Below are 24,484 nucleotides of genomic sequence, written 5' to 3'. Positions count from 1 at the left end.
TATTTCGGCAAAACCTACGGCATATCGACCTACCGGACAAGAGTGGCCCACTTGATCGCGCCCGCACGGATGCCCACGTGAGCGTTGACCACAGCCACGATACTCCGTATAACTATACGAAATCTCGCAAAGAACATTCGCCCTCAGGGGTGATCCTGGCGGTGGCGTCGAGGAGGCAATGTGGACTGGACCGCGCCCGGCCAGGAAGAGGTGGCACCCGGGGTTCACCGCATCCCGCTGCCCCTGCCCGACGACGGCCTGAGGGCGGTGAACGTCTACGCCGTCACCGGCCGCCGCACCAACACCCTGATCGACGGCGGATGGAGGACCGACGCCGCCCGCGACGCCCTGGACACCGCGCTGGCCTCCCTGGGGCTGGCGGTGCGGGACTTCGACCGCTGCCTGGTGACCCACCACCACCGGGACCACTACACCATGGCGGTCGACCTGCGACGGCGCGCGGGGCTGTCGGTGTCGTTGGGCGAGGGCGAACGAGCGAGCATCGAGTCGGTGAGCCGACCTCGCCGCCCCTTCCAGGAGCAGCGGCCCCTCCTGTACGCCGGCGGGGCGGGCATCGTGGTCGAGCTCCTGGACCGGCTCAAGCCGAAGCCCGTCGACAAGCACGACTACGAAGAGCCGGACCACTGGCTCGACGACGGGCAGACGGTCCCGCTCGACGGAAGAACCCTGCGCGTACGGGCGACCCCGGGCCACACGCTCGGGCACGTCGTCTTCGTCGACGACGAGGCCCGGCTGATGTTCACCGGCGACCACGTCCTCCCGCACATCACCCCGTCCATCGGTTTCGAGGCCGTCACCCGGCGGACTCCCCTCGCGGACTACCTGTCGTCGCTGGCGCTGGTGCTCGATGAACCCGACCGGCTGCTGCTGCCCGCCCACGGCCCGGCCGGCGGGAGCGTGCACGTACGCGCGACGGAGCTGCTCGCCCACCACGAGCGCCGGCTGGCGCAGACCGAGCAGGCCGTACGGGCGGGCGCCGCGACGGGATACGAGATCGCCCGCGCGCTGCGCTGGACCCGACGGGAACGGCGGCTGGCCGAACTCGACCCGTTCAACCAGATGCTGGCGGTGACGGAGACGCTGGCTCACCTGGACGTGCTCTGCGCCCAGGGGCGCGCCCATATGCAGGACGAGAACGGCATCTGGGTCTACTCGCCCTGACCGTTGCGCCCACCACCGTCGGGGCGGAGTCCCTTTTGATATGGGACGGCGGAGATGACGAATCTGGATATAGTGCCTGTTCGTGGACCTCGTCCGGCATCTTCGCTACTTCATCGCGGTCGCCGAGGAACTCCACTTCGGTAACGCCGCGATCCGGCTCGGCATGGCCCAGCCGCCGCTCAGCCAGCGCATCAAACGCCTGGAGGAGGAGCTCGGCGCCCGCCTGTTCGACCGCTCGGCCCGCCAGGTACGCCTCACCGAGACGGGCCGGCTGCTGCTCGGCGAGGCCCGCGAGATCGTGGCCCGCGCCGACCGGCTGCACGAGCTGGCCCGGCAGGGCCGGGGGGCGGTGCTCAGGGTGGGCGTCCCGCCCGACCTGGCCGCCACGGTGATCGCGGCCCTGGTCGCCCGCTTCCGCGAGACCCATCCGGAAGTGCGGCTCGCGCCCGCCGAGATCTGGACCGCCGACCAGGTGACGGCGCTCGCCGAGGGCACGATTGACGTCGGCCTGGTCCGGCACCCGGTCTCCGCGCCCGGCCTGCGCTTCGGCGAGATCCTGGTGCAGGTCCAGGGCGTGCTGCTGCCCGACGGCGATCCGCTGACCGGGGTCGGCGAGGTGCACCTGGCCGACCTCGCCGGGCGGGAGCTGCTGATGCCGCCGAAGGAGGGCGAGCCCGGCCTGCACGCCGAGGTGCTGGCGGCCTGCCGCCGCCACGGGTACGTGCCGCCGCAGGTGCACCAGGGCGCAGGACTCGGGCTGGTGCTGGCGGGCGCGGCGGTCGCGTTCGGGCCGGAGGTGGAGGCGCCGGGGCTGGCGTGGCGGCCGCTGCTAGGCTCGCCGATCGCGTCCCGGGTCTCCACGGCCTGGCGCGGCGAGACGGCCGCGGCCGGCGATTTCTCGGCCGTCGCCGTACGGACGTTGAAGGAGTGCGCCGGAATGACCGACGAGGGCGCGGTGCCAACGCGGCGGGTCAGCCGCAGGCCGGGGATGCTCGCATGAGCGGGCCCGACTTCGAGGCGCTGTTCCGGGTGGCGGGGGTCACCGGCTGGCTGCACGCCGCCGACGTCGACACCGGGCGGGAGATCGGGCACGGGGCCGACGAGCCGCTGCCGGTGGCGTCGATGTTCAAGGTGCCGCTGCTGGTGGAGCTCTGCCGGCAGGCCGACGCCGGGCTGCTCGATCCGGCCGAGCGGGTGACGGTGCCGGCCGGCGACCGGTCGTCGGGGCCGACCGGGGTCTCGGCGATGCTCGACGACGTGACGATGTCGCTGCGTGACCTGGCCTACCTGATGATCGCGGTGAGCGACAACGCCTCGGCCGACGAGCTGCTGCGGCGGGTCGGCCGGGAGGCGGTCAACGCCACGCTGGAGGCGTACGGGCTGAGCGTGACGCGGGTGCGGCGGAGCAGCAGGGAGATCGACCGGAGCATGGCGGCCGACACCGGGCACGGGTGGCCGTACATGGATCCGGACGAGGTGTCCCGGATGCGGGCGTTCGACCCCTCATGGGGCAATGCGGGCAGCCCGCGGGAGCTGACCCGGCTGTTCGGGCTGATCTGGCGCGACGAGATCGCCTCGGCGGCGTCCTGCGCGTGGATGCGCGGCGTGCTCAACGCGCAGGTGTGGCCGCACCGGCTGGCCTCCGGCTTCCCGTACGACGACGTGGCCGTCAGCGGCAAGACCGGCACGCTGCCCACGCTGCGCACCGAGTCCGGCGTGGTCGAGTACCCCGACGGCGGCCGGTACGCGGTCGCGGTCTTCACCCGCTCCTTCTCCACCGCGCTCAACCAGCCACGTGCGGACGCGGTGATCGGCACCGCCGCCCGTATGGCGGTGGACCACCTAAGGCGGTAGCTAGTTATGTGGGGGGTAGAGGTAGGACTCTCCATGGAACGGGCGACAGGATGGGGCACATGGTTGTTGAGGGCGAGCTTCTCTGGGAGCCGGGCGAAGAGGTGGTCGCGCGGGCGAGGCTGACCCGCTACCTGGAGTGGCTGGGCAGGACGGGCGAGGACTACGAGAGCGTGTGGCGCTGGTCGGTCGAGGACCCGGCCGCGTTCTGGACCTCGATCTGGGACTACTTCGAGGTGGTCGGCGAGCGCGGCGACGGGCCGGTGCTGTCCGGCGCGATGCCCGCCGCCCGCTGGTTCGAGGGCGCCACGCTCAACTACGCCGAGAACGCGCTGCGCCGCGACGACGGCACCGCCGTCATCTTCGTCTCCGAGGACGGCGCCCGCCAGGAGCTGACCTTCGCCGAGCTGCGCGAGGAGGTGGCGCGGGTGCGGGCCGGGCTGGTCCGGCTGGGCGTGCGGCGGGGCGACCGGGTGGCCGGCTACCTGCCGAACATCCCGCAGGCCCTCATCGCCTTCCTCGCCACCGCCTCGCTCGGGGCGATCTGGTCGGCCGGCTCCCCCGACTTCGGGGTGCCGAGCGTGGTCGACCGGTTCAAGCAGATCGAGCCCAAGGTGCTCATCGCGGTCGACGGCTACCACTACAACGGCAAGAGCTTCGACCGCTCGGCCGCGGTCAACGAGATCGCCGCCGCGCTGCCCTCGCTGCGGGCCACCGTCTGGATCCCCTACCTGGCCGCCGCCGGCGACGGCCGGGCGCCGCAGCGGGCCGAGCCCACGCCCCCGCACACCCTTGAGCTGCCGCACGGCGAGGTGATCGGCTGGGAGGGGCTGCGGGCGGAGAGCGCGCCGCTGGAGTTCGAGCGGGTGCCGTTCGACCATCCCCTGTGGATCCTCTACTCCAGCGGCACGACCGGGCTGCCCAAGCCGATCGTGCACGGCCACGGCGGCATCGTCCTGGAGCACCTGAAGTCGCTCTCCTTCCACCAGGACCTGGGCGAGGGCGAGGTGTTCTTCTGGTACACCACCACGGGCTGGATGATGTGGAACTACCTCGTCGGCGCCCTGCTGGTGGGGGCCACGGCCGTCCTGTACGACGGCGCGGCCACCCATCCCTCCCCCGCCGCGCTGTGGCGGATCGCCGCCTCCGAGGGGGTGACCTACTTCGGCACCGGGGCGCCGTACATCATGGCCTCGCTCAAGGCCGGGATCGAGCCCGAGGGGCTGGAGCGGCTGCGCGGGGTGGGCTCCACGGGCTCGCCGCTGCCGCCCGAGGGGTTCGCGTGGGTGGCCGGCGCGCTGCCGGGGGTGCCGGTCGGGTCGTTCTCCGGCGGCACGGACGTGTGCACCGGCTTCGTCGGGGCGACCCTGCTGCACCCGATCCGGGCGGGCATCATCCCGTGCCGGTCGCTGGGGGCGAAGGTGGAGGCGTACGACCCGGCGGGCAAGCCGGTGGTGGGCGAGGTGGGCGAGCTGGTGATCACGCAGCCCATGCCGTCGATGCCGGTGATGTTCTGGAACGACCCCGCCGGCGAGCGCTACACCGAGAGCTACTTCGACGTCTACCCCGGCGTGTGGCGGCACGGCGACTGGATCAAGGTCAACGAGGACGGGAGCTGCGTCATCTACGGCCGCTCCGACTCCACGCTCAACCGCGGCGGCGTACGGATGGGGACCAGCGAGTTCTACCGGGTGGTCGAGCGGTTCGAGGAGGTCGCCGACAGCCTGGTGATCGACACGGGACAGCTCGGCCAGGAGGGCCGGCTGCTGCTGTACGTGACGCTCGCCGAGAACGCCGAGCTGACCCCGGAGCTGGAGCGGGCGCTCTGCGGCGCGCTGCGTCAGGAGCTGTCGCCGCGCCACGTGCCGAACGAGATCCGGGTCGTCCCCGGCATCCCGCGCACGCTGTCGGGCAAGAAGCTGGAGGTGCCGGTGCGCAAGATCCTGCTGGGCACCCCGGTGGAGCGGGCGGCCAACCTGGACGCGATGGCGAACCCGGAGGTGCTGCGGCACTTCCAGCCCTGATCTGCTCTCGTTGATCCACTATTGACGCGCCGCCATCCGCTGAAATACCGTCCTGGCACCGCTTAAAACGATTTTTCGCCGGGATGGCGGCATGGAAGACACACCCGTCCTGTCCCTCTTACAGGTGAGCAAGGCGTTCGGCGCGGTCCGCGCCGTACGCGAGGTGTCGCTGGAACTGCGCGCCGGCGAGGCCCACGCCCTCGCCGGCGAGAACGGCGCGGGCAAGTCCACGCTGGTGAAGATCCTGTCCGGCGTGCACCGCCCCGACTCGGGGCGCATCCTGCTCGACGGGCAACCGGTGGAGTTCGCCGGCCCCGCCGACGCGCAGCGGGCCGGCGTCGCGGTCATCTACCAGGAGCCGACGCTCTTCCCCGACCTGTCGGTCATGGAGAACATCTTCATGGGCCGCCAGCCGCGCGCCCGCCTCGGGCTCGACCGGCGGGCCATGCGCGCCGCCACCGCCGAGCTGTTCGGCCGCCTCGGCGTGCACCTCGACCCCGACCGGCCGGCCCGCGGCCTGTCCATCGCCGACCAGCAGCTCGTCGAGATCGCCAAGGCCCTGTCCAGGCAGGCCAGGGTGCTGGTCATGGACGAGCCGACCGCCGCGCTGTCCGGCCAGGAGGTCGCCCGGCTGTTCGGCGTGGCGGGGACGCTGCGCGAGCAGGGCGTCGCGCTGCTGTTCATCTCGCACCGGCTGGAGGAGATCTTCGAGCTGTGCCAGCGGGTGACCACCCTCAGGGACGGCGCGCTCGTCGCGACCGACCCGATCGGCGACCTCACCCCCGACGCCCTCGTACGCCGCATGGTCGGCCGCGAGCTGGAAGCTCTGTTCCCCAAGCAGGACACCACGGCCGGCGAGGTCGCGCTCAGCGTGCGCCGGCTCACCCGCGAAGGCGTCTTCACCGACGTGTCCTTCGAGGTGCGGCGGGGCGAGATCGTCGCGCTCGCCGGGCTGGTCGGGGCCGGGCGCAGCGAGGTCGCCCGCGCCGTGTTCGGCATCGACCGCTGGGACGCCGGCGCCGTCGAGGTGGACGGCAGGCGGCTGCGCCCGGCCCGTCCGACGGCGGCCATGGCGGCCGGGCTGGCGCTGGTGCCGGAGGACCGCCGCCAGCAGGGCCTGGTCATGGACCTGTCCATCGAGCGCAACATCGGCCTGGCCGGGCTGACCGCGCTCCGCAGGGGGCCGCTGATCTCGCGCCTCGCCGAACGGGAACGGGCCAGGGACTGGGCGGTACGGCTGCGGCTGAAGTTCGCCCGGCTGGGCGACCCGGTGAACGTGCTGTCCGGCGGCAACCAGCAGAAGGTGGTGCTGGCCAAGTGGCTGGCCCGCCGGCCGTCGGTGCTCATCGTGGACGAGCCCACGCGCGGCATCGACGTCGGCACCAAGGCCGAGGTGCACCGGCTGCTGTCGGAGCTGGCCGCGAGCGGGGTTGCGGTGCTGATGATCTCCTCGGAGCTGCCCGAGGTGCTCGGCATGGCCGACCGGGTGCTCGTCATGCACGAGGGGCGGCTGGTCGCCGAGCTGGACCGGGCGGAGGCGTCCGAGGAGAGCGTCATGGCCGCCGCGACAGGAAGGGGCCGCCCGTGACCAGCGCGGCGAGCAGCGTGACGAGCGCGGGCCGGGGCGGCGGGCGGCGGCTCGTGGACCGGGTGGCACGGGTGCGCGAGCTCGGCATCGTGGTCGCGCTCGGCGCGCTGTTCGCCGTCACCGGCGCGGCGAACCCGAGCTTCCTCAGCTACGGCAGCCTCCGCGACATCCTGCTCAACTCGGCCATCGTCGCGCTGCTCGCCGTCGGCCAGACCCTCGTCGTCATCACCAGGAACGTGGACCTCTCGGTCAGCTCGGTCGTGGGCCTGTCGGCGTTCGGCGGCGCGCTGATCCTCGCCGACCACCCCGGCGTGCCGGTCCCGCTCGTCATCGCCGGCTGCGTGGCGCTCGGCGCGGCCTGCGGCGCGGTCAACGGGCTGCTCGTCGGCGCGGCCCGGGTGCCCGCCCTGGTGGCCACCCTCGGCACCCTGTACGCCTTCCGCGGCGTCGACTACGCCTGGGCCGGCGGCCGCCAGGTCAACGCCGCCGACATGCCGGAGGGCTTCCTCGCCCTCGGCACCCGCTCGGTCCTCGGCGTCCCGCTGCCCGCGCTGGTCGCCCTGGCCGTGCTGCTCACCGTCGGCTGGATGCTGCGCAACCTGCGCTCCGGCCGCGAGCTGTACGCCATCGGCTCCAGCCCCGAGGCGGCGGTGCTGGCCGGCATCCGGGTACGCCGCCGCGTCCTCACCGCGTTCGTCGCCAACGGCGCGCTCGCCGGGCTGGCCGGCGTGATGTGGGCGGCCCGCTTCGGCACCGTGGACGCCACCGTCGCCACCGGCAAGGAGCTCGACGTCATCGCCGCCGTCGTGGTCGGCGGCGTGGCCATCTTCGGCGGCAGCGGCACCGTCTACGGGGCCGCGCTCGGCGCCGTCCTGCTCGCCTCCATCACCAGCGCGCTCGCCGTGCTCCGGGTGGACGCGCTGGCCCAGACCGCGATCAACGGCGCCCTGCTGCTCGCCGCCATCGTCCTCGACCGCCTGCTCGCGCTGCGCGTGGCCGCCGCACTGCGCCGCCGGAGGTCGCCATGAACGCCGCCGGAGGCTGCAGTGAACACTGACGTGCTGCGCCGCTGGGAGACGTTGATCGCCGTGCTGCTGGCCGGGGTCGCGGTGTGGGCCTCGCTCGGCGTGGACGGCTTCGCGGGCGACTCCAACGTCTCGTTCCTGCTGCTCGACACCACCGAGATCGCGCTCATGGCGCTGACCATGACGCTGGTGATCGTGGCGGCCGAGATCGACCTGTCCGTGGCCTCCACGCTCGGCCTGTCCTGCGCGGTGCTCGGCGCGCTTTGGAACGCCGGGCTGCCGATCGAGGCCATCATGCCGATCTGCCTGCTGGTGGGCGCGGCGTGCGGGGCGGTCAACGGGCTGCTCGTCACCCGGCTCGGGCTGCCCTCGCTGGCGGTCACGATCGGCACGTTCGCGCTGTTCCGCGGGCTGGCGTACGTGATTCTGGGCGACCAGGCGGTGGCCGACCTGCCGCCCGCCTACACGGGCCTCGCCACGTCCTCGATCGGGCCGGTGCCGCTCGCGACCGTGCTGGTCGCGGTGCTGGCCGTGGTGGCGGCGCTGGTGCTGCACGCGACCGGGCTCGGCCGGTCGATCGTGGCGATCGGCGCGAACGTCGAGGCCGCGTACTTCTCCGGCATCCGGGTCAAGCGCATCAAGCTCTGGCTGTTCGTGGCCTCCGGGGTCATGGCGTCGCTGGCGTCCCTCGTCTACACCTTCCGCTACGCCAGCGCCCGCGCCGACAACGGCATGGGCCTGGAGCTCGCGGTGGTGGCCGCCGTGCTGCTCGGCGGGGTGTCGATCTTCGGGGGGAAGGGCACGCTGCCCGGCGTCCTGATGGCGGTGCTGCTGCTCGGCGTCGTACGCAACGCGCTGATCCTCGCCGACGTGGCCAACGAGGTGCTCAACTTCGTGACGGGCCTGCTGCTCGTCGCCTCCGTGCTGGCGCCGAACCTGGGGGCGGCCCGGCGACGGCGCACACCATCACCAGTGGAAGGGAAGTCCGTTTCATGACAACGCGCACCCCTTGGCGTCCCGTGGCGCTCCTCGCCGGGCTCGTGCTGCTGACCAGCGCGTGCGGCGGCACCACCAAGAGCGATGTCCAGCAGCAGCAGTCGTCCGCCCCCGCCGGGTCCGCGTCGTCCGCCGCCTCGTCCGCGGCGGCCGACCCGAACGCCCCGCTCAAGCAGGGGCTGAAGATCGCCTTCCTGCCGAAGCAGGTCAACAACCCGTACTTCACGATCGCCGACAAGGGCGGCGTGGACGCGGCCGGGGAGTTCGGCGGCGAGGGCAAGGAGGTCGGCCCGTCCGACGCGAGCGCGTCCTCGCAGGTGTCCTACATCAACACGCTGATCCAGCAGAAGCAGGACGCCATCGTGATCTCCGCCAACGACCCCAACGCCGTCGTGCCCGCGCTCAAGCAGGCCAGGGCCGCCGGGATCAAGGTCGTCAGCTACGACTCCGACACCGCGCCCGAGGGCCGCGACATCTTCGTCAACCAGGCGAGCGCCGAGGACCTGGGGCGTACGGAGGTGCAGCTCCTCGCCAAGCAGCTCGGCAACAAGGGCAAGATCGCGATCCTGTCCGCCACGCCGAACGCGACGAACCAGAACACCTGGATCGAGTTCATGAAGGACGAGCTGAGCAAGCCCGAGTACAAGGACATGGAGCTGGTCAAGGTCGCCTACGGCAACGACGACGACCAGAAGTCCTTCACCGAGACGCAGGGCCTGCTGCGCTCGTACCCGGACCTCGCGGGCATCATCTCGCCGACGACCGTGGGCATCGCGGCGGCGGCCCGGTATCTGTCGGACTCGCCGTACAAGGGGAAGGTGAAGCTGACCGGGCTCGGCACGCCGAACCAGCTTCGCAAGTTCGTGAAGGACGGCACGATCGAGGCGTTCGAGCTGTGGAACCCGGCCGACCTCGGCTATCTCGCCTCGTACGCCGCCGCCGCGCTAGCCTCCGGGCAGACCACCGGCGCTGAGGGCGAGACGTTCAAGGCGGGCAAGCTCGGCACGTACACCGTCGGGGCCAAGGGCGAGGTGCTGCTCGGCAAGCCGACCGTGTTCGACAAGTCCAACATCGACGACTTCGACTTCTGAGGCGTCACGGCTGCCGGTTGCGCGGTACGACCAGGCCCGTCTCGTACGCGGCGACGACCGCCTGCGTCCGGTCGCGCAGCCCCAGCTTGTTCAGCACCCGGCTCACGTGCGTCTTGACCGTCTCCTCGGTCACCACGAGCCGGGCGGCGATCTCGGGGTTGGACAGACCCTCGGCGACCAGCCGCAGGACCTGCGTCTCGCGCGGGGTGAGCGTGCCCAGCGCCGCCACGGGCGCGCCGGGGCGCGGGCCCATGCGGGCGAACTCGCCGATCAGGCGGCGGGTGACGGCCGGGGCCAGCAGCGCCTCGCCGGCCGCGACCACGCGCACCGCGTCGAACAGGCGCTCGGCGGTCACGTCCTTCAGCAGGAAGCCGCTGGCGCCGGCGCGCAGGGCGTCGTAGACGTACTCGTCGAGGTCGAACGTGGTCAGGATGAGCACCCGCGGCCCGCCGGGGCCGGCCAGCTCCCTGGTCGCCTCGATGCCGCCCATTCCGGGCATGCGTACGTCCATGAGCACGACGTCCGGCTTCACCTCGCGGCAGATCCGCACCGCCTCCAGCCCGTCGGCGGCCCGGCCGGCCACCTCGAAGTCGGGCTGGGTGTCCAGCAGCTCGCCGAACCCGGTCCGTACGACCAGGTGGTCGTCGGCGATGACGACCCTGATCGGCCCGCTCACGCCGCGCTCTCCCTGCCCGGCAGGACGGCCTGCACGAGGAAGCCGCCGCCGGGCGCGGGGCCGGTGACCAGCTCGCCGCCCACGGCCGCGGCGCGCTCGCGCATGCCGGCCAGCCCGTGTCCGCCCTGCCCGTCGAGCGGCCCGGGGCCGTTGTCCCTGATCGACAGCTCCAGGCCGGCGCCGGTGTAGTGCAGCTCCACGTCCACGGCCGCGCCGGGCGCGTGCCGCCGCGCGTTGGTGAGCGCCTCCTGCACGATCCGGTACGCCGCCAGCTCCACCCCAGGGTCCAGCTCGGCCGGGGTGCCGCGGAGGATGAGCCGGGTGGCCGCGCCCGACGCCTCGCGGGAGCCGTCGAGCAGCTCGTTCAGCTCGTGCAGGCGCAGGCCGGGCTGGGGACGCCAGGACGCCTCGGTGCCGTCGTCCTCGCGCAGCACGCCGAGTAGCCTGCGCATCTCGGTGAGCGCCTGCCGGGCGGTGTCGCCGATGGCCAGCAGCCGCTCGGCCCCCGCCTGCGGCATCCCGGGGACGGCCAGCCTGGCGGTCTCGGCCTGGACCGCGACCAGGGAGATGTGGTGGGCGACGACGTCGTGCAGCTCGCGCGCGATGCGCGCCCGCTCGCCCCGGGCGGTGTGCTCCAGCAGGTCGCCGGCCGCCTGCCGCCGGGCGGCGGTGTGCGCCCCGGCCGCGGCGCGGGCCGCCCGCGCGACGCCGCCGAGCGCGGCGGCCGGGGCCAGGCAGGCCAGCGGCAGGACGAGCTCCCCCACCGGGAGCGCCGGGAGCAGCGCCAACAGCGGGAACGGGGCCGCGAGCGCGAGCGCGGGGCCGGGCCGCCCCTGCCGTCCGGCCCGGTAGAGCGCGATCACCTGGGCCGCCGCCCCGGCGAAGGTCAGCGTGTGGAACGCCCCCACCGACAGCACGGCCGCCGCGCCGCCCACGGCCGCCGCGATCATCGGCTGCCCCGCGAGGAGCGGGAGCGGCAGGGTGGTGGCGAGCGCGAGCAACGGAAGAACCAGCAGGTGAAGCCGCCGGTCCGCCGGATGCCCGCCGTACGGCACCGGCCCGCCGGTCGCGTGCTCTGCGGGCGAGGCCGGGACGCTGACCGACCAGCCGCCGGAGATCGGCTGGGCGGCGAGCACTTCCACCACCGCGACCAGGGCCAGCAGAAGCCCGAGCACGACCAGCGCGCGGCGCCGGCGGCCCGCGTCGCCGTCCGCCGGCCACGCCCCCCGCAGAACGCCCAAACCCTGCCCGATAGCCACGAATCCCATTGTCACCGCCGCACCGTACCCCTCGCATCCCTCACACGAGGGACCTCATGTAGCCCCCGAAGATCGCTCACGCGCGTGACGACCGCGCCCCGGCCCGCTGCCTAGCTTCATAGGCGTGGAAGCAACCATCGAAGTCTCCGGCCTGCGCAAGCGGTACGGCTCGAAACAGGCCCTGGACGGGATGACCTTCACCGTCCGCCCCGGCCACGTCACGGGCTTCGTCGGCCCGAACGGCGCGGGCAAGTCCACCACCATGCGCGTGGTGCTCGGCCTGGACGCCCCCGACGAGGGCCACGCCCTGGTGGGCGGGCGCCCGTACGCGAGCCTGCGCACCCCGCTCCGGCACGTCGGCGCGCTGCTGGACGCCGCCGCCCTCCAGCCGGGCCGCACCGGCCGCCACCACCTCCTCTGGCTCGCCCACTCCCAGGGCCTCGGCGCCCGCCGGGTGGACGAGGTCCTGGAGCTGACCGGGCTCGGCCCGGCGGCCCACCGCCGGGCGGGCGGCTACTCGCTCGGCATGCGCCAGCGGCTCGGCGTCGCCGCCGCGATGCTCGGCGACCCGCCGGTGCTGCTGCTGGACGAGCCGTTCAACGGCCTCGACCCCGAGGGCATCGTGTGGATGCGCGGCTTCCTGCGCGCGCTCGCCGCCGAGGGGCGGGCGGTGCTGGTCTCCAGCCATCTGATGAGCGAGCTGGAGGACACCGCCGGGCACCTCGTGGTGGCGGGACGGGGGCGGGTGCTGGCGGACACGAGCGTGGCCGACCTCATCGCCCGCGCCTCCGGCGGCCGGGTGCGCCTGCGTACGACGGCCCGCGAGGCGGCCATGCGGGCCCTCGCCGAGGCCGGGGCCACGGTGACCGTGCAGGACCGGGAGACGCTCACCGTGGACGGGCTGGCCGCCGAGCAGGTCGTACGGCTGCTGACGGCCCGCGAGGTGCCGTTCGCGGAGGTGGCCGCGCACCGGGCCACGCTGGAGGCGGCGTACCTGGACCTGACCAGGGACGCCGTCGAGTACCGAGGGGCGGCCCGATGACCGCGACCGCCCCCTACCGCTCGCCGCTCGGCACGGCGGGGCGCGACGGGTTCGCGCGGCTCGTCCACGCCGAGTGGACCAAGTTCCGGACCGCCCCGGGCGGGCCCGCGGGGCTGGTGCTCGCGGCGCTGCTCGTCGTCGGGCTCGGCCTGCTGTCGGCGGCCGGCAGCCACGCCTCCTGCTCGAAGGGGCCGGTCGAGGTACCCTGCCCGGTCCCGCCGCGCGGCCCCGGCGGCGAGGCCGTCGAGGACCATTTCTTCTTCGCCCACCAGCCGCTGCGCGGCGACGGCTCGATCACCGTGCGGGTGAGCGCGATGTCCGGCCGGATCCGCCTCCCCGACGCCGTCCCCGGCGTGCGGAACGTCGCCACGGCCATGACCCCGTGGGCCAGGGCCGGCCTCATGATCAAGGCGAGCACCCGGCAGGGCGCCTCCTACGCCGCCGTCATGGTCACCGCCGAGCACGGCGTCCGCATGCAGCACGACTTCACCGAGGACGTCGCCGGGCTGCCGGGCAAGGTCACCCCGTCCACCCCCCGCTGGCTGCGCCTGACGCGGACGGGCGACACGGTGACCGGCGAGGAGTCGGCCGACGGCGTCCGGTGGACGAAGGTCGCCGCCGTCCGCCTGCCGGGGCTGCCGGCGCAGGCCCGCGTCGGACTGTTCGCCGCCTCCCCCGGCGACGTGCGGGTCACCGGCAACGCCGTCGGCGGGTCCACCGTCACCTCCCGTTTCTCCGAGGTCACCGCCGTCATGGACCGGCTCGACGTGCGCGGCGCGGGCACCGGCGGGGCGTTCGCCCTCGACGACATCGGCGTCTCGTACGAGCTCGACGGCTCGCCGCACCACCCGGGCGGGTTCCGGGAGTCCGGCGGCACGTACACGATCACCGGGGTGGGCGACATCGCCCCCCTGACCGTGGGGAGCACCGTCGAGAACACCCTGGCGGGCGCGATGTTCGCGCTGGTTGCCGTGATCGTCGTGGGCGTGCTGTCCGTGACCGCCGAGTACCGGCGCGGGCTCGTCCGTACGACGCTGCTGGCGAGCCCGCGGCGCGGACGGGTGCTCGTGGCCAAGGCCGTGGTGGTCCTGGCGGCGACCTTCGCCGGGTCGCTCGCCGCCACCGCGGTCACGCTGCCGCTCGCCAAGCGTGTCCTCGCGGGCAACGGCGTCCACCTCCTGCCGGTCTCCGCGCTGACCGAGCTGCGGGTGGTCGCAGGTGTGGCGGGCGTGCTGGCGGTGAGCGCCGTGCTCGCCCTCGCGTTCGGCGCGCTGCTGCGGCGCGGCGCGGCGGCGGTCATCGCGGCCGTCGCGGCGGTCCTGGTGCCGTACGTGCTCGCGACCACGTCCGTGCTGCCCGAGCCGGTCGCGGACTGGCTGCTGCGGGTGACGCCCGCAGCGGGCTTCGCCGTCCAGCAGAGCATCCCCGAGTACCCGCAGGTGGTCGGCCACCACGCGCCCGCGGGCGGCTTCTACCCGCTGCCGCCCTGGGCCGGCTTCGCCGTGCTGTGCGGGTACGCGGCCCTCGTCCTCGCCCTCGCCGTACGCCGCCTGAACAGGGAGGACGCGTGAGGCGGGCGACGCTCGCGGAGTGGACGAAGCTCCGCACCGTGCCGGGCGCCTCCGGGCTGCTGGCCGGGACGGTCGTGCTGACCGTCGCCCTGGGGGCGCTGGCGGCCACGGTCGTCCGCTGCGAGGCGGCCGGCTGCGGCCCCGACGCCACCCGGCTGGCCCTGACCGGCGTGCAGCTCGGCCAGGCCCTGGTCGCCCTGCTGGCCGTGACGGCGGTCTGCGGCGAGTACGGCAGCGGCATGATCCGCACCAGCCTCGCCGCGGTGCCGCGCAGGGGCGCGCTGCTGGCCGCCAAGGCCGCCGTCGTCACCGGCCCCGCGCTGGCCGCGGGAGCCGTCGCGGTGCTCGGGTCGGTGCTGGCCGGGCGGCTGCTCCTGCCGGGCAGCGGCTTCACCCCGGAGCACGGCTACCCGCCTCTGTCGCTGCTCGACGGCCCCACCCTGCGCGCCGCCGCCGGGTCGGTGCTCTACTTCGGGCTGATCGCGCTGCTCGGCGTCGGGATCGCGGTCGCCGTACGCGACCCGGCCGCCGCCGCAGGGGTCGTGCTCGGCCTGCTCTACCTGTTTCCGCTGGCGGTGCGCCTGGTCGCCGACGAGGACGTCCAGCGGTTGCTCTGGGCGGTGTCCCCCACGAACGCGGGCCTCGCCGTCCAGGCCACCACGGACGCCGCCGCGCTGCCGCTCACACCGTGGGCCGGTCTCGGCGTCCTCGCCGCCTGGGCCGCCGCCGCCCTCGCCCTGGGCGCCCTGGTGCTGCACCGCCGCGACGCCTGACGCGCGAGAACGGGCGTCAGCCGGCGGCCGACTCCACTCGGCCCACCAGCTTGCGGTGCTCGGCGGAGCGCAGCACGTCGTCCGCGCGGCTCACGGAGGCCGTCGGCGCCTCGGTCAGGTAGCCCTTGGCCTGCTTGAGCTTGAGCAGCCGGGTGACCGACTGGTCGAGGCGCCGCTCGCCGATGCGGCCCGACTTCACCGCCGCCAGCACCGCCTGGTAGGACTTCGGCAGGTCGTTGGGCATGAGCAGCAGGTCGGCCCCGGCCAGCACGGCGCGCACCGCGATCTCGCCGTCGTCGTACTTCTGGCGCACCCCGGCCATGTTGAGCGCGTCGGTCGAGATCACGCCGTCGTAGCCGAGCTTCTGCCGCAGCAGCCCGGTCAGGATCGGCTTGGACAGCGTCGCCGGGTCGCCCGACGGGTCCAGCTTGGGGAAGACGATGTGGGCGCTCATGACGGCGTCCACCCCGGCCCCGATCGCGGCCTTGAACGGCGGCGCGTCGACGCGCTCCCACTCGGCCCTGGTGTGCTTGATCACCGGCAGCCCGGTGTGGCTGTCCACCCTGGTGTCGCCGTGGCCGGGGAAGTGCTTGGCGGTGGCCGCCACGTCCGCGTCGGCGAAGCCCTTCACCGACGCCGCCACCATCTTCGCCACCCGCTGCGGGTCCTTGCCGAACGCCCGCGACCCGATGACCGGGTTGCGCGGATCGATGTTGACGTCGGCCACCGGCGCGAAGTCGAGGTTGACGCCGAGCGCCCGCAGCTCCTTGCCGGTCGCCGCGGCGACCTTGCGCGCCAGCGCCGGGTCCCCGGTCGCGCCGATCACGGACGCTCCGGGGAAGTCGGTCATGAGCGCCGACATGCGCGAGACCAGGCCGTTCTCCTGGTCGGTGCCGATGAGCAGCGGGACCTCCTCCGAGGCCCGCTGCAGGCCGTTGGTCAGGCCGACGACCTGGGAGACGCTCTTGACGTTGTGCGGGAAGAGGATCACGCCGCCCAGGTGGTAGCGGGCGATCACCTTGGCCGGGGTCGCGGCGCCGTAGCGGGCCTGGTTCTCGCCCGAGGTGGAGGTGGCCGTGGTGCCGTAGAGGACCGGCATGAAGAGCTGGCCGACCTTCTCCTCGACGCTGAGCCGGGCCAGGGCCCGGGCGACCGGGTCGGGCTGCGACGCGGACGGGCTCGCGCTCGCGCTCGCGGTCGGGCTCGGGGCGGGCGGGGCGGCCTTGCCTCCCGTCGGGGTCGCGCCCGCCGTGCCGGCGCCGCCGGCGCACGCGGTGAGCGCGATCACGAGCAGGCCCGTCGTACCGATCCGTCGTCGTCGCAGCATGACTCCAAAGGTATCCAGAATCTAGACACCAAGACGCCCGAGCGCGGGCAGGTAGGCCCGGGCCGCGGCCCGCGCCTCCGCCGCCGTGACCGCGTCCCGCGCGGCGTCGGCGGCCAGCCGGCACTCGTCGAGGGTGTGCGCGGCCAGCGCGGCCCGTACGGCGGGCAGCGCCCCGGCCCCCATCGACAGCGTCGTGGCGCCGAGCCCGACGAGCACGCAGGCCATCGCGGGATCGGCGGCCGACTCGCCGCAGATCCCGCACGCCTTGCCCGCCTCCCGGGCGGCCGTCGCGGTCAGCGCGACCAGGTCGAGCAGCGCGGGCTGCCACGGGTCCTGCAGCGCGCTCACCGCGCCGAGCTGGCGGTCGGCGGCGAAGGTGTACTGGGACAGGTCGTTGGTGCCGATCGAGACGAAGTCCACCGAGCTCAGCAGGTCGCCGGCGCGCAGTGCGGCCGACGGGACCTCGACCATCACGCCGGCCTGCGCGACCCCGCGCGAGCGGCACGCGCGCACGAACCACTCGGCCTCCTCGGCGGTCGCCACCATCGGCGCCATCACCATGAGGTCGCCGGCCACGGCGAGCGCGTCGAGCTGCGCCTCCATCACCTCGGGGAAGCGGCGGAACAGGCGCACCCCGCGCTCGCCCAGCGCCGGGTTCGGCTCCGACGGGACCGGCAGGAACGCCAGCGCCTTGTCCGCGCCCGCGTCGAGGGTGCGCACGATGACCTTGCCGCCGGGGAACGCCCGCGCCGCCTGCTGGTAGGCCGGCAGCTGCTCCTCGACCCCGGGCGGCTCGGTACGGTTCAGGAACAGGAACTCGGTCCGGTAGAGCCCGACGCCCTCGGCGCCCGCGGCGACGGCGGCGTCCAGTTCGGCGGGGCCGCCCACGTTCGCGAGCAGCGGCACCGGATGGCCGTCGGCGGTCCGGCCCGGCCCCTCGGCCTGCGCGTACGCGGCCCGGCGCACGGCGTCCGCGCTGACCGCCTCGGCGACGTCGGACTCGGCCGGTTCGACGCGTACCTCGCCCGAGGTGCCGTCGGCCAGCACGCGCGCCCCCGGCGTGATGCCGGTCGCGCCCGGGCAGGCGACGACGGCGGGCACGCCGAGCGCCCTCGCCAGGATCGCGGTGTGGCTGGTGGGGCCGCCCTCCTCGGTGACGAAGGCGGCCACGTGCTCGCGCACCAGCAGCGCGGTGTCGGCCGGCGCGAGATCGCGGGCGACCAGCACGTACGGCTCCGCCGGCGCGCCATGGAGCCCCGGCATCGCGATGCCGTACAGCGCCGCGATCACCCGGTCCCTGACGTCGTCGAGGTCGGCGGCCCGCTCGCCGAGGTAGCCGCCGGACCCGGCGAGCACCTCCCGGTAGCGGGCGAACGCCTCGTAGACGGCTCTGGGGGCGGCGAGGCCGCGGTCGATGAGCGAGCGCACCCGCACGACCAGGCCGGGGTCCTCGGTCATCAGCGCCTGGGCCTTGAGGATCTCCTCGGCCTCGCCGCCCGCCCGGTGGCCGCGCGCCTCCAGCTCGCCCGCGACCTGCGTGAGCGCGACGACCGCGCGCTCCTTCTCCTGCTCCGCCTCGCCTGTGTACGTTGCGCCCTCGGGGGGTTCGGGCACCGAGACGGAGAGCACATAAGCGGGGCCGTGCCCGAAGCCCGGGCTGACCCCCACCCCCCGCAGGTTCATGGCGTGCCGGCGATCTCGGCCAGTTCGTCGAGGACGTCTTCCGAGCCCTCGCCCTCCGCGCTGATCACCACGGTCTCGCCCTGGCGGACGTCCAGCGCCATGATGGCGAGGATGCTCTTGCCGCTGACCGGGGGCTTCGCACTGTGCATCTTCGCCACCGTGATGTCCATGGGGGCCTTCATGGCCCGTTGGACGAACGTCGCCGCGGGACGGGCGTGCAACCCCACCTCCGCCGCCACGGTGACCTTGCGCTCACCCATCGACTCCTCCTTCTGCCGGTCCGGACCAGTCGCCGGACGCGCGTGCGATGAACCCGCCGACCGGGGGGCGAAATCGGGGGCCGTGCCTATTGTGTCGCTTTCCCGGCAGCCGCGGTCCCAAAGGTCAGTCCCATCGGAAGAGCTCATCCCCCACATGCACTGCCCCCTCGGCGACGCCCGTCACCGCCCCGTCGGTCGCGTCCAGCGCCACCACCGGGCAGACCGGCGATCGGCCGCCCGCCTCGACGGCCGCCGGGTCCCAGGCGACGACCGGCTGCCCCGCGCTCACCCGGTCGCCCTCCGCGGCCAGCAGCCGGAAGCCCCGGCCTTTGAGCTGGACCGTGTCGATGCCCAGGTGCACCAGCACGCCCTTGCCGTCGTCCCCGACGATGACGTACGCGTGCGGATGCAGTTTCATGATTTTTCCCGCTATGGGGGCCACGGCCTTGCCGGGCCCCCGTAGCGGGTCGATGGCCGTTCCCGGACCGACCAGGCCCGCGGAGAACACCGGGTCGGGCACGGCTGCCAACCCCACGGCCGCCCCCTCGACCGGGGCGAGAACAGTCGTCATGGTCCTCGCCCTTAGCCGATGATGTCCTCGATGTCGCTGGCTATCGTGTCCGCCTCCGGCCCGACGACGACCTGGACCACGTTGCCCGCGGCCATGACGCCGTGCGCGCCCGCCGCCCGCAGCGCGGCCTGGTCCACCTTCGTCGCGTCGTGCACCTCTGTCCGCAACCGGGTGATGCAGGGCTCGATCTCGATGATGTTGTCGGCCCCGCCGAGCCCGGCGATGATCGCGTTCACATCCGCCGCCATCCGGCCTCCCTAGCTCCTGCCGACCAGGCTAGATCAGTCCGTCTGGGTGACCTTGTTCAGACCGCGCGGCGAGTCGGGATCGATGCCGAGCCGCCGCGCCAGCGCCTCGGTGAGGAGCTGCCCCGGGACGATGAGGCCCATCGGGGCCACCCACTCGGGCAGGTCGGGACCGTTGAGCGCGGCCGTGCCGGCCCGCGCCAGCCCCTCGCCGCCACCGATCGTGTACGCCGCCGCCCCCGCGGCCACCACCCGCTCGGCCAGCGCCACCGTGCCGGGCAGCGTCGGGCTGTTCTCGGCGGCGACCAGCAGCGCCGGGGTGTCGGCGTCGACCACGGCGATGGGGCCGTGCAGCAGGTCGGCGTAGGACAGGCCCATGGCGTGCAGGTAGCAGGCCTCCTTGAGCTTGAGCGCGGTCTCCAGCGCGGTCGAGAACGCGAGGCCGCGGCCGGAGACGACCACGCCCGGCTTGTCCTGCAGCCCCTCGACCACGGCGTCCAGGTCGCCGGGCTCGTCGAGCAGTTTCTCCACCGCGTCGGGGACCCGCCGCAGGTCGTCCTGGTCCACGTCCGCGCCGAGGCCCAGCGCCAGCACGGCGAGCGCGGCGAGCTGAGTCGTGTACGTCTTGGTCGCCGGGACCGCCTTCTCCTCCCCCGCCTCGGTGCACAGCGCCACGTCGGCGGCCTGCGCGAGCGGGCTGTCCGCGCCGCCGTTGGTGACGCCGACGGTCGCCGCCCCGCAGTCCTTGGCCCAGGCCAGCGTCTCCACGATCTCCTCGGTGCGTCCCGACTGGGAGATGGCCACGGCCAGCACGCCGTCGAGGTCCAGCTTGCGCCGGTAGGTGGTGGCGATCGACGGCGCGGCCAGGGCGGAGAGCCGGCCGGCGTGCGCCTCGACCAGGTAGCGGCCGTAAACTGCTGCGTTGTCGGAGGTGCCACGCGCGATGAACAGCAGCTGGCGGGTGCGTTCGCCCACCGCTCTCACCTCGCCGATCCTGGGGAGCAGGGAGTCCAGTGTGGCCCGCAGCGCGGCCGGCTGCTCGGCGATCTCGCTGCGCATCTTCGTGGTCATCGGTGGGCTCATCCTTCAAGTGGTACGGGATCGGGCTTGACCGCGTTTTGCGACCTGTGGTCTAGTCCGGACTAGACCAGTACGAACCATAGCCCATCACATGAAACGAGGGGAGGATCCCGTGGCCCACATCGACCCGGACAGCCCGGTGCCCAAGTACTTCCAGCTCCGCGAGATCCTGCTGGACCTCATCGACAGCAACGAGCTCAGCATCGGCGCGGCCATCCCGTCCGAGCGCGAGCTGTGCCAGCGTTTCGGCCTGTCCAGGATGACCGTCCGGCAGGCCGTCGACCATCTCGTCTCCGAGGGCCGGCTGCACCGGGTGCCCGGCAAGGGCACGTTCGTGGCCCGGCCGAAGATCGAGCTGGCGCTGCAGCTCACCTCGTTCAGCGACGACATGCGGGCCCGCGGCATGGTGCCGGGCTCGCGCGACCTCGACCGGCGCGTGGTGCGCGCCAGCGCCCACCTGGCCAAGGAGCTGGGCATCCAGCCGGGCGAGGAGGTGCACTTCATCGAGCGCCTGCGCACCGCCGACGGCGAGCCGCTGTCCATCGAGCGGGCGCACATCCCGGTCAAGCTCGCCCCCGGCCTGGCCGAGCACGACCTGTCGGACAAGTCGCTCTACGAGCTGCTGGAGAGCCGCTACGGCCTGGTCATGGACGCCGGCGAGCTCACCATCGACGGCGGCATCGCCGACCCGAGCGACGCCGACCTGCTGAAGCTGCCGCGCGGCGGGGCCGTGCTGCTGCTCCAGCGCCGGTCGTTCTCCGGCGGCGTCTGCGCGGAGCTGGGCGTGTCCACCTACCGCGCCGACCGCTACCAGCTCCGCACCATGCTCGAGATGCCCGTACGACGGGGCTGAAGCCCCCCGAGCTCCCCAAACTGCCGGAAGCCCGGTGCTCCCACCCCCGGAGGAACGCCCGGTGAACGAGACCGCCGCCGCCCGGCCCTCACCGTTCGCGCGCGTCATGTCCGTGCTGCAGCGGATGGGCCGCTCGCTGATGCTGCCCATCGCCGCCCTGCCCGCCGCCGCCCTGCTGCTGCGCTTCGGCCAGCCCGACATGCTCGGCTCGAACGGCCCCGAGCCCGGCGGCCTCGCCGACGTCGCCGGCCTGTCCTGGATGAGCGCGGTCGCCGAGGTGCTGGCCGCGGCCGGCGGCGCGCTCTTCGAGAACCTGCCGCTGCTGTTCGCCGTGGGCGTCGCGATCGGCTTCGCGCGCAAGTCCGACGGCTCCACCGCGCTCGCCGCCGTGGTCGGCTACCTGGTCTTCGACCGGGTCACCAAGGTCATGTTCTTCGGCTCCGACATCAGGGACACCGTCTCGATCAAGGAGCTCCAGGCGCAGGGCGGCGTACGGGAGATCATCAACTACGGCATGCAGAACCCCACGAGGGTGCTCGGCGGCGTCGTGATCGGCCTGGTCGCGGCGCTGCTCTGGCAGCGTTTCCACCGGATCAAGCTGCCCACCTGGCTGGCGTTCTTCGGCGGGCGGCGCTTCGTCCCGATCATCACCTCCATCGTGGCGCTGCTCATCGGGGTGCTCTTCGGCTGGCTGTGGCCGGTCATCGGCGAGTGGTTCCGGCACGCCGGCGAGGCGCTGACCGCGCTCGGCCCGGTCGGCACCGGCATCTACGGCGTCGTCAACCGCCTGCTCATCCCCCTCGGCCTGCACCACTTCGTCAACTCCGTGGTCTGGTACGTCGTCCCGCAGTGCGAGGTCGGCGGCCATGTCCTGGTCGGCGACTGGAACTGCTACTTCGGCGGCGCCCCGCAGTCCGGGCAGTTCATGGCCGGCTTCTTCCCGGTCATGATGTTCGCGCTGCCCGCCGCCGCGCTCGCCATGTGGCGGGCCGCCCCCAAGCACCGGCGGGCCACGGTGGGCGGCATCATGCTGTCGGCGGCGCTGGCGTCGTTCGTCACCGGCATCACCGAGCCGATCGAGTTCGCCTTCATCTTCGTGGCGCCGCTCCTGCTCGTGGTGCACGCGCTGCTCACCGGCCTGGCGATGGCGCTGACCACGCTCATCGGCGGGCAGCTCGGCTTCGGCTTCTCCGCCGGCCTGCTCGACATGCTGCTCAACGCCAGCAAGTCCAACACCCAGAACGTGCCCGGCATCCTCCTGCTGGGCGTGGTCTACGGCGTGGTCTACTACGCCGTGTTCACGTTCCTGATCCGCAGGCTCGACATCATGACGCCGGGCCGGGAACCCGAGCCGGACGTCGATTCCGGCGAGACGTGAAACGCGGCTAGGGCCCGTTTTCTGCTGATGCCGGAGTGGTAGGAACACCCCGATCCCCCGCAGACCGACCAGCGAGCGGGGGTGGCGATGACGGCCGTCGACTCCGGCAAGCGCCTCTTCGGCCCCGTCCTCGCCGTGCTGCAGCGCATCGGCCGCTCGCTCATGCTGCCCATCGCCGTCCTGCCCGCCGCCGGCCTGCTCTTCCGCTTCGGCCAGGACGACCTGCTCGGCGCCGTACCCGGTCTGGGGCCGCTCGCGCGGGTCCTCGCCGCCGCCGGCGGCGCCCTGTTCGAGAACCTGCCGATGCTGTTCGCCGTGGGCGTCGCCATCGGCTTCGCCCGCAAGTCCGACGGCTCCACCGCCCTCGCCGCCCTGGTCGGCTACCTGGTCTTCGACCGTGTCACCAGGACGCTGTTCTTCGACGCGGGCGAGGGCGCCGTGTACGACGAGGTCCTGCTCGTCCTCCGGGACGGCACCCGTACGATCAACGCCGGCGCGCAGAATCCGACCGGCGTCCTCGGCGGCATCGTCATCGGCCTCACCGCCGCCCTGCTCTGGCAGCGTTTCCACCGGATCAAGCTGCCCGCCTGGCTGGCCTTCTTCGGCGGCCGGCGCTCGGTCCCCATCATCACCGCCGTCGCCGCGCTGCTGCTCGGCGTCGTCTTCGGCCTGCTGTGGCGGCCGGTCGGCGACTGGCTGGCCGGGGCCGGCGACTGGCTGTCGGTCCACGGCGCCGCCGGAGCGGGCATCTACGGCGTCGCCAACCGCCTGCTCATCCCCGTGGGCCTGCACCACTTCCTCAACACGATCGTCTGGTTCACGCTGCCGGACTGCCGGGCCGGCGTGCACGGCGCGACCAGGAACGCCGCGGGCGACCTCAACTGCTACTTCGCCGGCGAGCAGGGCGCGGGCATCTTCATGACCGGTTTCTTCCCCGTCATGATGTTCGGGCTGCTCGGGGCGGCCGTCGCCATGTGGCGCGCGGCCCCGCCGGACCGCCGCCCGGCGGTCGGCGGCATCCTGCTGTCGGCCGGGCTCACGTCCTTCGTCACCGGGATCACCGAGCCGCTGGAGTTCGCGTTCATCTTCGTCGCGCCCGTGCTGTTCGCCGTGCACGCGCTGCTCACGGGCGTGTCGATGGCGCTCATGGCCGAGCTGGGGGCGCGGCTGGGGTTCACGTTCTCCGGCGGCGCGATCGACCTGCTCCTCAACGCCGGCAAGGCGAACACGCACCGCCTCGGGCTCATCCTCGGGTTCGGGGTCGCGTACTTCGTCCTCTATTACGCCATCTTCGCCGTGCTCATCCGCGCCCTGAACCTGCCCACTCCGGGCCGCGAGGTTACGGCCGACCCCTAGCCCCGGCCGTTCCGCCCGGAACCGGGCACCCGCCGCGCCAGCTTCCGGCGCCCTTCCCCGGCAAACCAGGACATTGACCGGCACGGACCGGAGAAGCTGGTGCGGCGTGTACAACCAGGCCGGACCGAAAACTCCTGAAGGCGTTTCCCCGCGAGAAGGAGGACCCGTGTCGGCAGCCCCCCGCACCCGCATCCCGTACACCGACGGCGCCCTGGCCCTCAGCCCCATGATCTGGGGGCCACCCGGCGCCACCCCCGACGAACGCCGCCTGCGCCACCTCGGCCAGGCCCTCGCCGAGGTGCTGGCCGGTTGCCGCGCCCCCGAGACGCTGGCCGACCGGCTCACCGGCCGCGCCCACCGGCACCTCGTCACGACCGGCCTGCTCTTCCGGACCGGCCGCACCCCGTTCGTCCGCCGCGTCCACGTGACGGAGCCGCGCGAGGGTGTCATCGAGATGTGCGTGATCGTACGCTGCGGCGAACGCGACCGCGTCCTCGCCGTCCGCCTCGAACGCCACGGCATCCACTGGCTCTGCACCGACGTCGAAGCCGCCTGACCCACCCCGGGGGCCGAGGCCCTCAGAACGCGCGGAAGGACCCCCGCCCGTCGGGGCGGAGGTCCTTCCGTCACAGCATTACGGCATCAGCACGCGA

At 73.5% G+C, this 24,484-nt stretch carries 23 protein-coding genes; 15 read left to right on the top strand and 8 right to left on the bottom strand.

The features are described from left to right. Nucleotides 1-180 precede the first annotated feature (180 nt). The 8 genes from BMW85_RS34340 (at nt 181) to rhaS (ending at nt 9,757) form a co-directional block, all read left to right on the top strand. A complete protein-coding gene (locus tag BMW85_RS34340) occupies nt 181-1,182 on the top strand; it encodes an MBL fold metallo-hydrolase (RefSeq protein ID WP_091089952.1) in 1,002 nt (333 codons plus the stop codon). Nucleotides 1,183-1,264: 82 nt separating this feature from the next. Further along, nucleotides 1,265-2,182, top strand: coding sequence for a LysR family transcriptional regulator (locus tag BMW85_RS34335; protein WP_091089951.1), 918 nt, complete (start codon nt 1,265-1,267; stop codon nt 2,180-2,182). Then, nucleotides 2,179-3,036, top strand: a complete 858-nt coding sequence (locus BMW85_RS34330) for a serine hydrolase (protein ID WP_091089948.1) — start codon at nt 2,179-2,181, stop codon at nt 3,034-3,036. Before BMW85_RS34335 ends, BMW85_RS34330 begins: the two co-directional genes overlap by 4 nt. A gap of 59 nt (nt 3,037-3,095) precedes the next feature. Beyond that, nucleotides 3,096-5,057, top strand: a complete 1,962-nt coding sequence (locus tag BMW85_RS34325; protein ID WP_091089946.1) for an acetoacetate--CoA ligase — start codon at nt 3,096-3,098, stop codon at nt 5,055-5,057. Nucleotides 5,058-5,148: 91 nt separating this feature from the next. After that, a complete protein-coding gene (locus tag BMW85_RS34320; protein WP_091089943.1) occupies nt 5,149-6,645 on the top strand; it encodes a sugar ABC transporter ATP-binding protein in 1,497 nt (498 codons plus the stop codon). Beyond that, nucleotides 6,642-7,673: an ABC transporter permease gene (locus tag BMW85_RS34315; RefSeq protein ID WP_091089940.1), complete on the top strand. Its 1,032-nt coding sequence runs from the start codon at nt 6,642-6,644 to the stop codon at nt 7,671-7,673. Before BMW85_RS34320 ends, BMW85_RS34315 begins: the two co-directional genes overlap by 4 nt. An 18-nt stretch (nt 7,674-7,691) precedes the next feature. Continuing rightward, nucleotides 7,692-8,666, top strand: coding sequence for an ABC transporter permease (locus tag BMW85_RS34310; RefSeq protein ID WP_091089937.1), 975 nt, complete (start codon nt 7,692-7,694; stop codon nt 8,664-8,666). Further along, on the top strand, nt 8,663-9,757 hold the full coding sequence (rhaS, locus tag BMW85_RS34305; protein ID WP_091089936.1) for a rhamnose ABC transporter substrate-binding protein: 1,095 nt from the start codon (nt 8,663-8,665) through the stop codon (nt 9,755-9,757). The genes BMW85_RS34310 and rhaS overlap by 4 nt, the downstream gene beginning before the upstream one ends. Before the next feature lie 4 nt (nt 9,758-9,761). Here rhaS and BMW85_RS34300 read toward each other — a convergent pair whose 3' ends face one another. Further along, nucleotides 9,762-10,433: a response regulator gene (locus BMW85_RS34300; RefSeq protein WP_091089933.1), complete on the bottom strand. Its 672-nt coding sequence runs from the start codon at nt 10,431-10,433 to the stop codon at nt 9,762-9,764. Continuing rightward, nucleotides 10,430-11,692, bottom strand: coding sequence for a sensor histidine kinase (locus tag BMW85_RS34295; RefSeq protein ID WP_218156057.1), 1,263 nt, complete (start codon nt 11,690-11,692; stop codon nt 10,430-10,432). Before BMW85_RS34295 ends, BMW85_RS34300 begins: the two co-directional genes overlap by 4 nt. Nucleotides 11,693-11,816: 124 nt before the next feature. On the opposite strand from BMW85_RS34295, the gene BMW85_RS34290 reads away from it, so the two are divergent. The 3 genes from BMW85_RS34290 to BMW85_RS34280 are packed head-to-tail and all read left to right on the top strand — an operon-like array spanning nt 11,817 to nt 15,078. Continuing rightward, a complete protein-coding gene (locus BMW85_RS34290) occupies nt 11,817-12,734 on the top strand; it encodes an ATP-binding cassette domain-containing protein (RefSeq protein ID WP_091089930.1) in 918 nt (305 codons plus the stop codon). Continuing rightward, nucleotides 12,731-14,305 (top strand): ABC transporter permease subunit, encoded by a 1,575-nt coding sequence (locus BMW85_RS34285; RefSeq protein ID WP_091089928.1) that lies wholly within the window; start codon nt 12,731-12,733, stop codon nt 14,303-14,305. The genes BMW85_RS34290 and BMW85_RS34285 overlap by 4 nt, the downstream gene beginning before the upstream one ends. After that, nucleotides 14,302-15,078, top strand: a complete 777-nt coding sequence (locus tag BMW85_RS34280) for an ABC transporter permease subunit (RefSeq protein ID WP_091089925.1) — start codon at nt 14,302-14,304, stop codon at nt 15,076-15,078. The genes BMW85_RS34285 and BMW85_RS34280 overlap by 4 nt, the downstream gene beginning before the upstream one ends. 16 nt (nt 15,079-15,094) lie before the next feature. Here the strand turns inward: BMW85_RS34280 and nagZ are convergent, their stop codons facing one another. The 6 genes from nagZ to BMW85_RS34250 form a co-directional block, all read right to left on the bottom strand. Further along, entirely contained in the window at nt 15,095-16,405 is a 1,311-nt protein-coding gene (gene nagZ / locus BMW85_RS34275) for a beta-N-acetylhexosaminidase (protein ID WP_245775233.1), read from the bottom strand. A 21-nt stretch (nt 16,406-16,426) separates the two neighbouring features. Then, on the bottom strand, nt 16,427-18,088 hold the full coding sequence (ptsP, locus tag BMW85_RS34270; protein WP_177241027.1) for a phosphoenolpyruvate--protein phosphotransferase: 1,662 nt from the start codon (nt 18,086-18,088) through the stop codon (nt 16,427-16,429). Then, nucleotides 18,085-18,348: an HPr family phosphocarrier protein gene (locus BMW85_RS34265; protein WP_091089920.1), complete on the bottom strand. Its 264-nt coding sequence runs from the start codon at nt 18,346-18,348 to the stop codon at nt 18,085-18,087. Before BMW85_RS34265 ends, ptsP begins: the two co-directional genes overlap by 4 nt. 124 nt (nt 18,349-18,472) lie before the next feature. Then, nucleotides 18,473-18,919, bottom strand: a complete 447-nt coding sequence (locus BMW85_RS34260; protein WP_091089917.1) for a PTS sugar transporter subunit IIA — start codon at nt 18,917-18,919, stop codon at nt 18,473-18,475. A gap of 11 nt (nt 18,920-18,930) precedes the next feature. Continuing rightward, on the bottom strand, nt 18,931-19,167 hold the full coding sequence (locus BMW85_RS34255; RefSeq protein ID WP_020541384.1) for a PTS sugar transporter subunit IIB: 237 nt from the start codon (nt 19,165-19,167) through the stop codon (nt 18,931-18,933). Nucleotides 19,168-19,200: 33 nt separating this feature from the next. After that, nucleotides 19,201-20,235, bottom strand: coding sequence for an SIS domain-containing protein (locus BMW85_RS34250; protein ID WP_091089915.1), 1,035 nt, complete (start codon nt 20,233-20,235; stop codon nt 19,201-19,203). Between the two features lie 121 nt (nt 20,236-20,356). On the opposite strand from BMW85_RS34250, the gene BMW85_RS34245 reads away from it, so the two are divergent. The 4 genes from BMW85_RS34245 to BMW85_RS34230 all read left to right on the top strand — a co-directional run bounded on the left by BMW85_RS34245 (nt 20,357) and on the right by BMW85_RS34230 (nt 24,387). Next, complete coding sequence (locus tag BMW85_RS34245; protein WP_245775232.1) at nt 20,357-21,097, top strand: GntR family transcriptional regulator; 741 nt, start codon at nt 20,357-20,359, stop codon at nt 21,095-21,097. 61 nt (nt 21,098-21,158) lie between these two features. Continuing rightward, the gene (locus tag BMW85_RS34240) at nt 21,159-22,475 is read left to right on the top strand and encodes a PTS transporter subunit EIIC (protein ID WP_091089911.1); all 1,317 of its coding nucleotides are present in this window, start codon (nt 21,159-21,161) and stop codon (nt 22,473-22,475) included. Nucleotides 22,476-22,562: 87 nt separating this feature from the next. Beyond that, entirely contained in the window at nt 22,563-23,831 is a 1,269-nt protein-coding gene (locus BMW85_RS34235; RefSeq protein ID WP_245775231.1) for a PTS transporter subunit EIIC, read from the top strand. A gap of 166 nt (nt 23,832-23,997) precedes the next feature. Beyond that, nucleotides 23,998-24,387: an Rv3235 family protein gene (locus BMW85_RS34230; protein ID WP_091089907.1), complete on the top strand. Its 390-nt coding sequence runs from the start codon at nt 23,998-24,000 to the stop codon at nt 24,385-24,387. The last annotated feature ends 97 nt before the right edge of the window (nt 24,388-24,484 follow it).

Origin of the sequence: Nonomuraea wenchangensis (assembly GCF_900111685.1) — a bacterium.
Taxonomy (GTDB): Bacteria; Actinomycetota; Actinomycetes; order Streptosporangiales; family Streptosporangiaceae; genus Nonomuraea; species Nonomuraea wenchangensis.
This window is presented reverse-complemented; position numbering and strand designations above follow the sequence as displayed.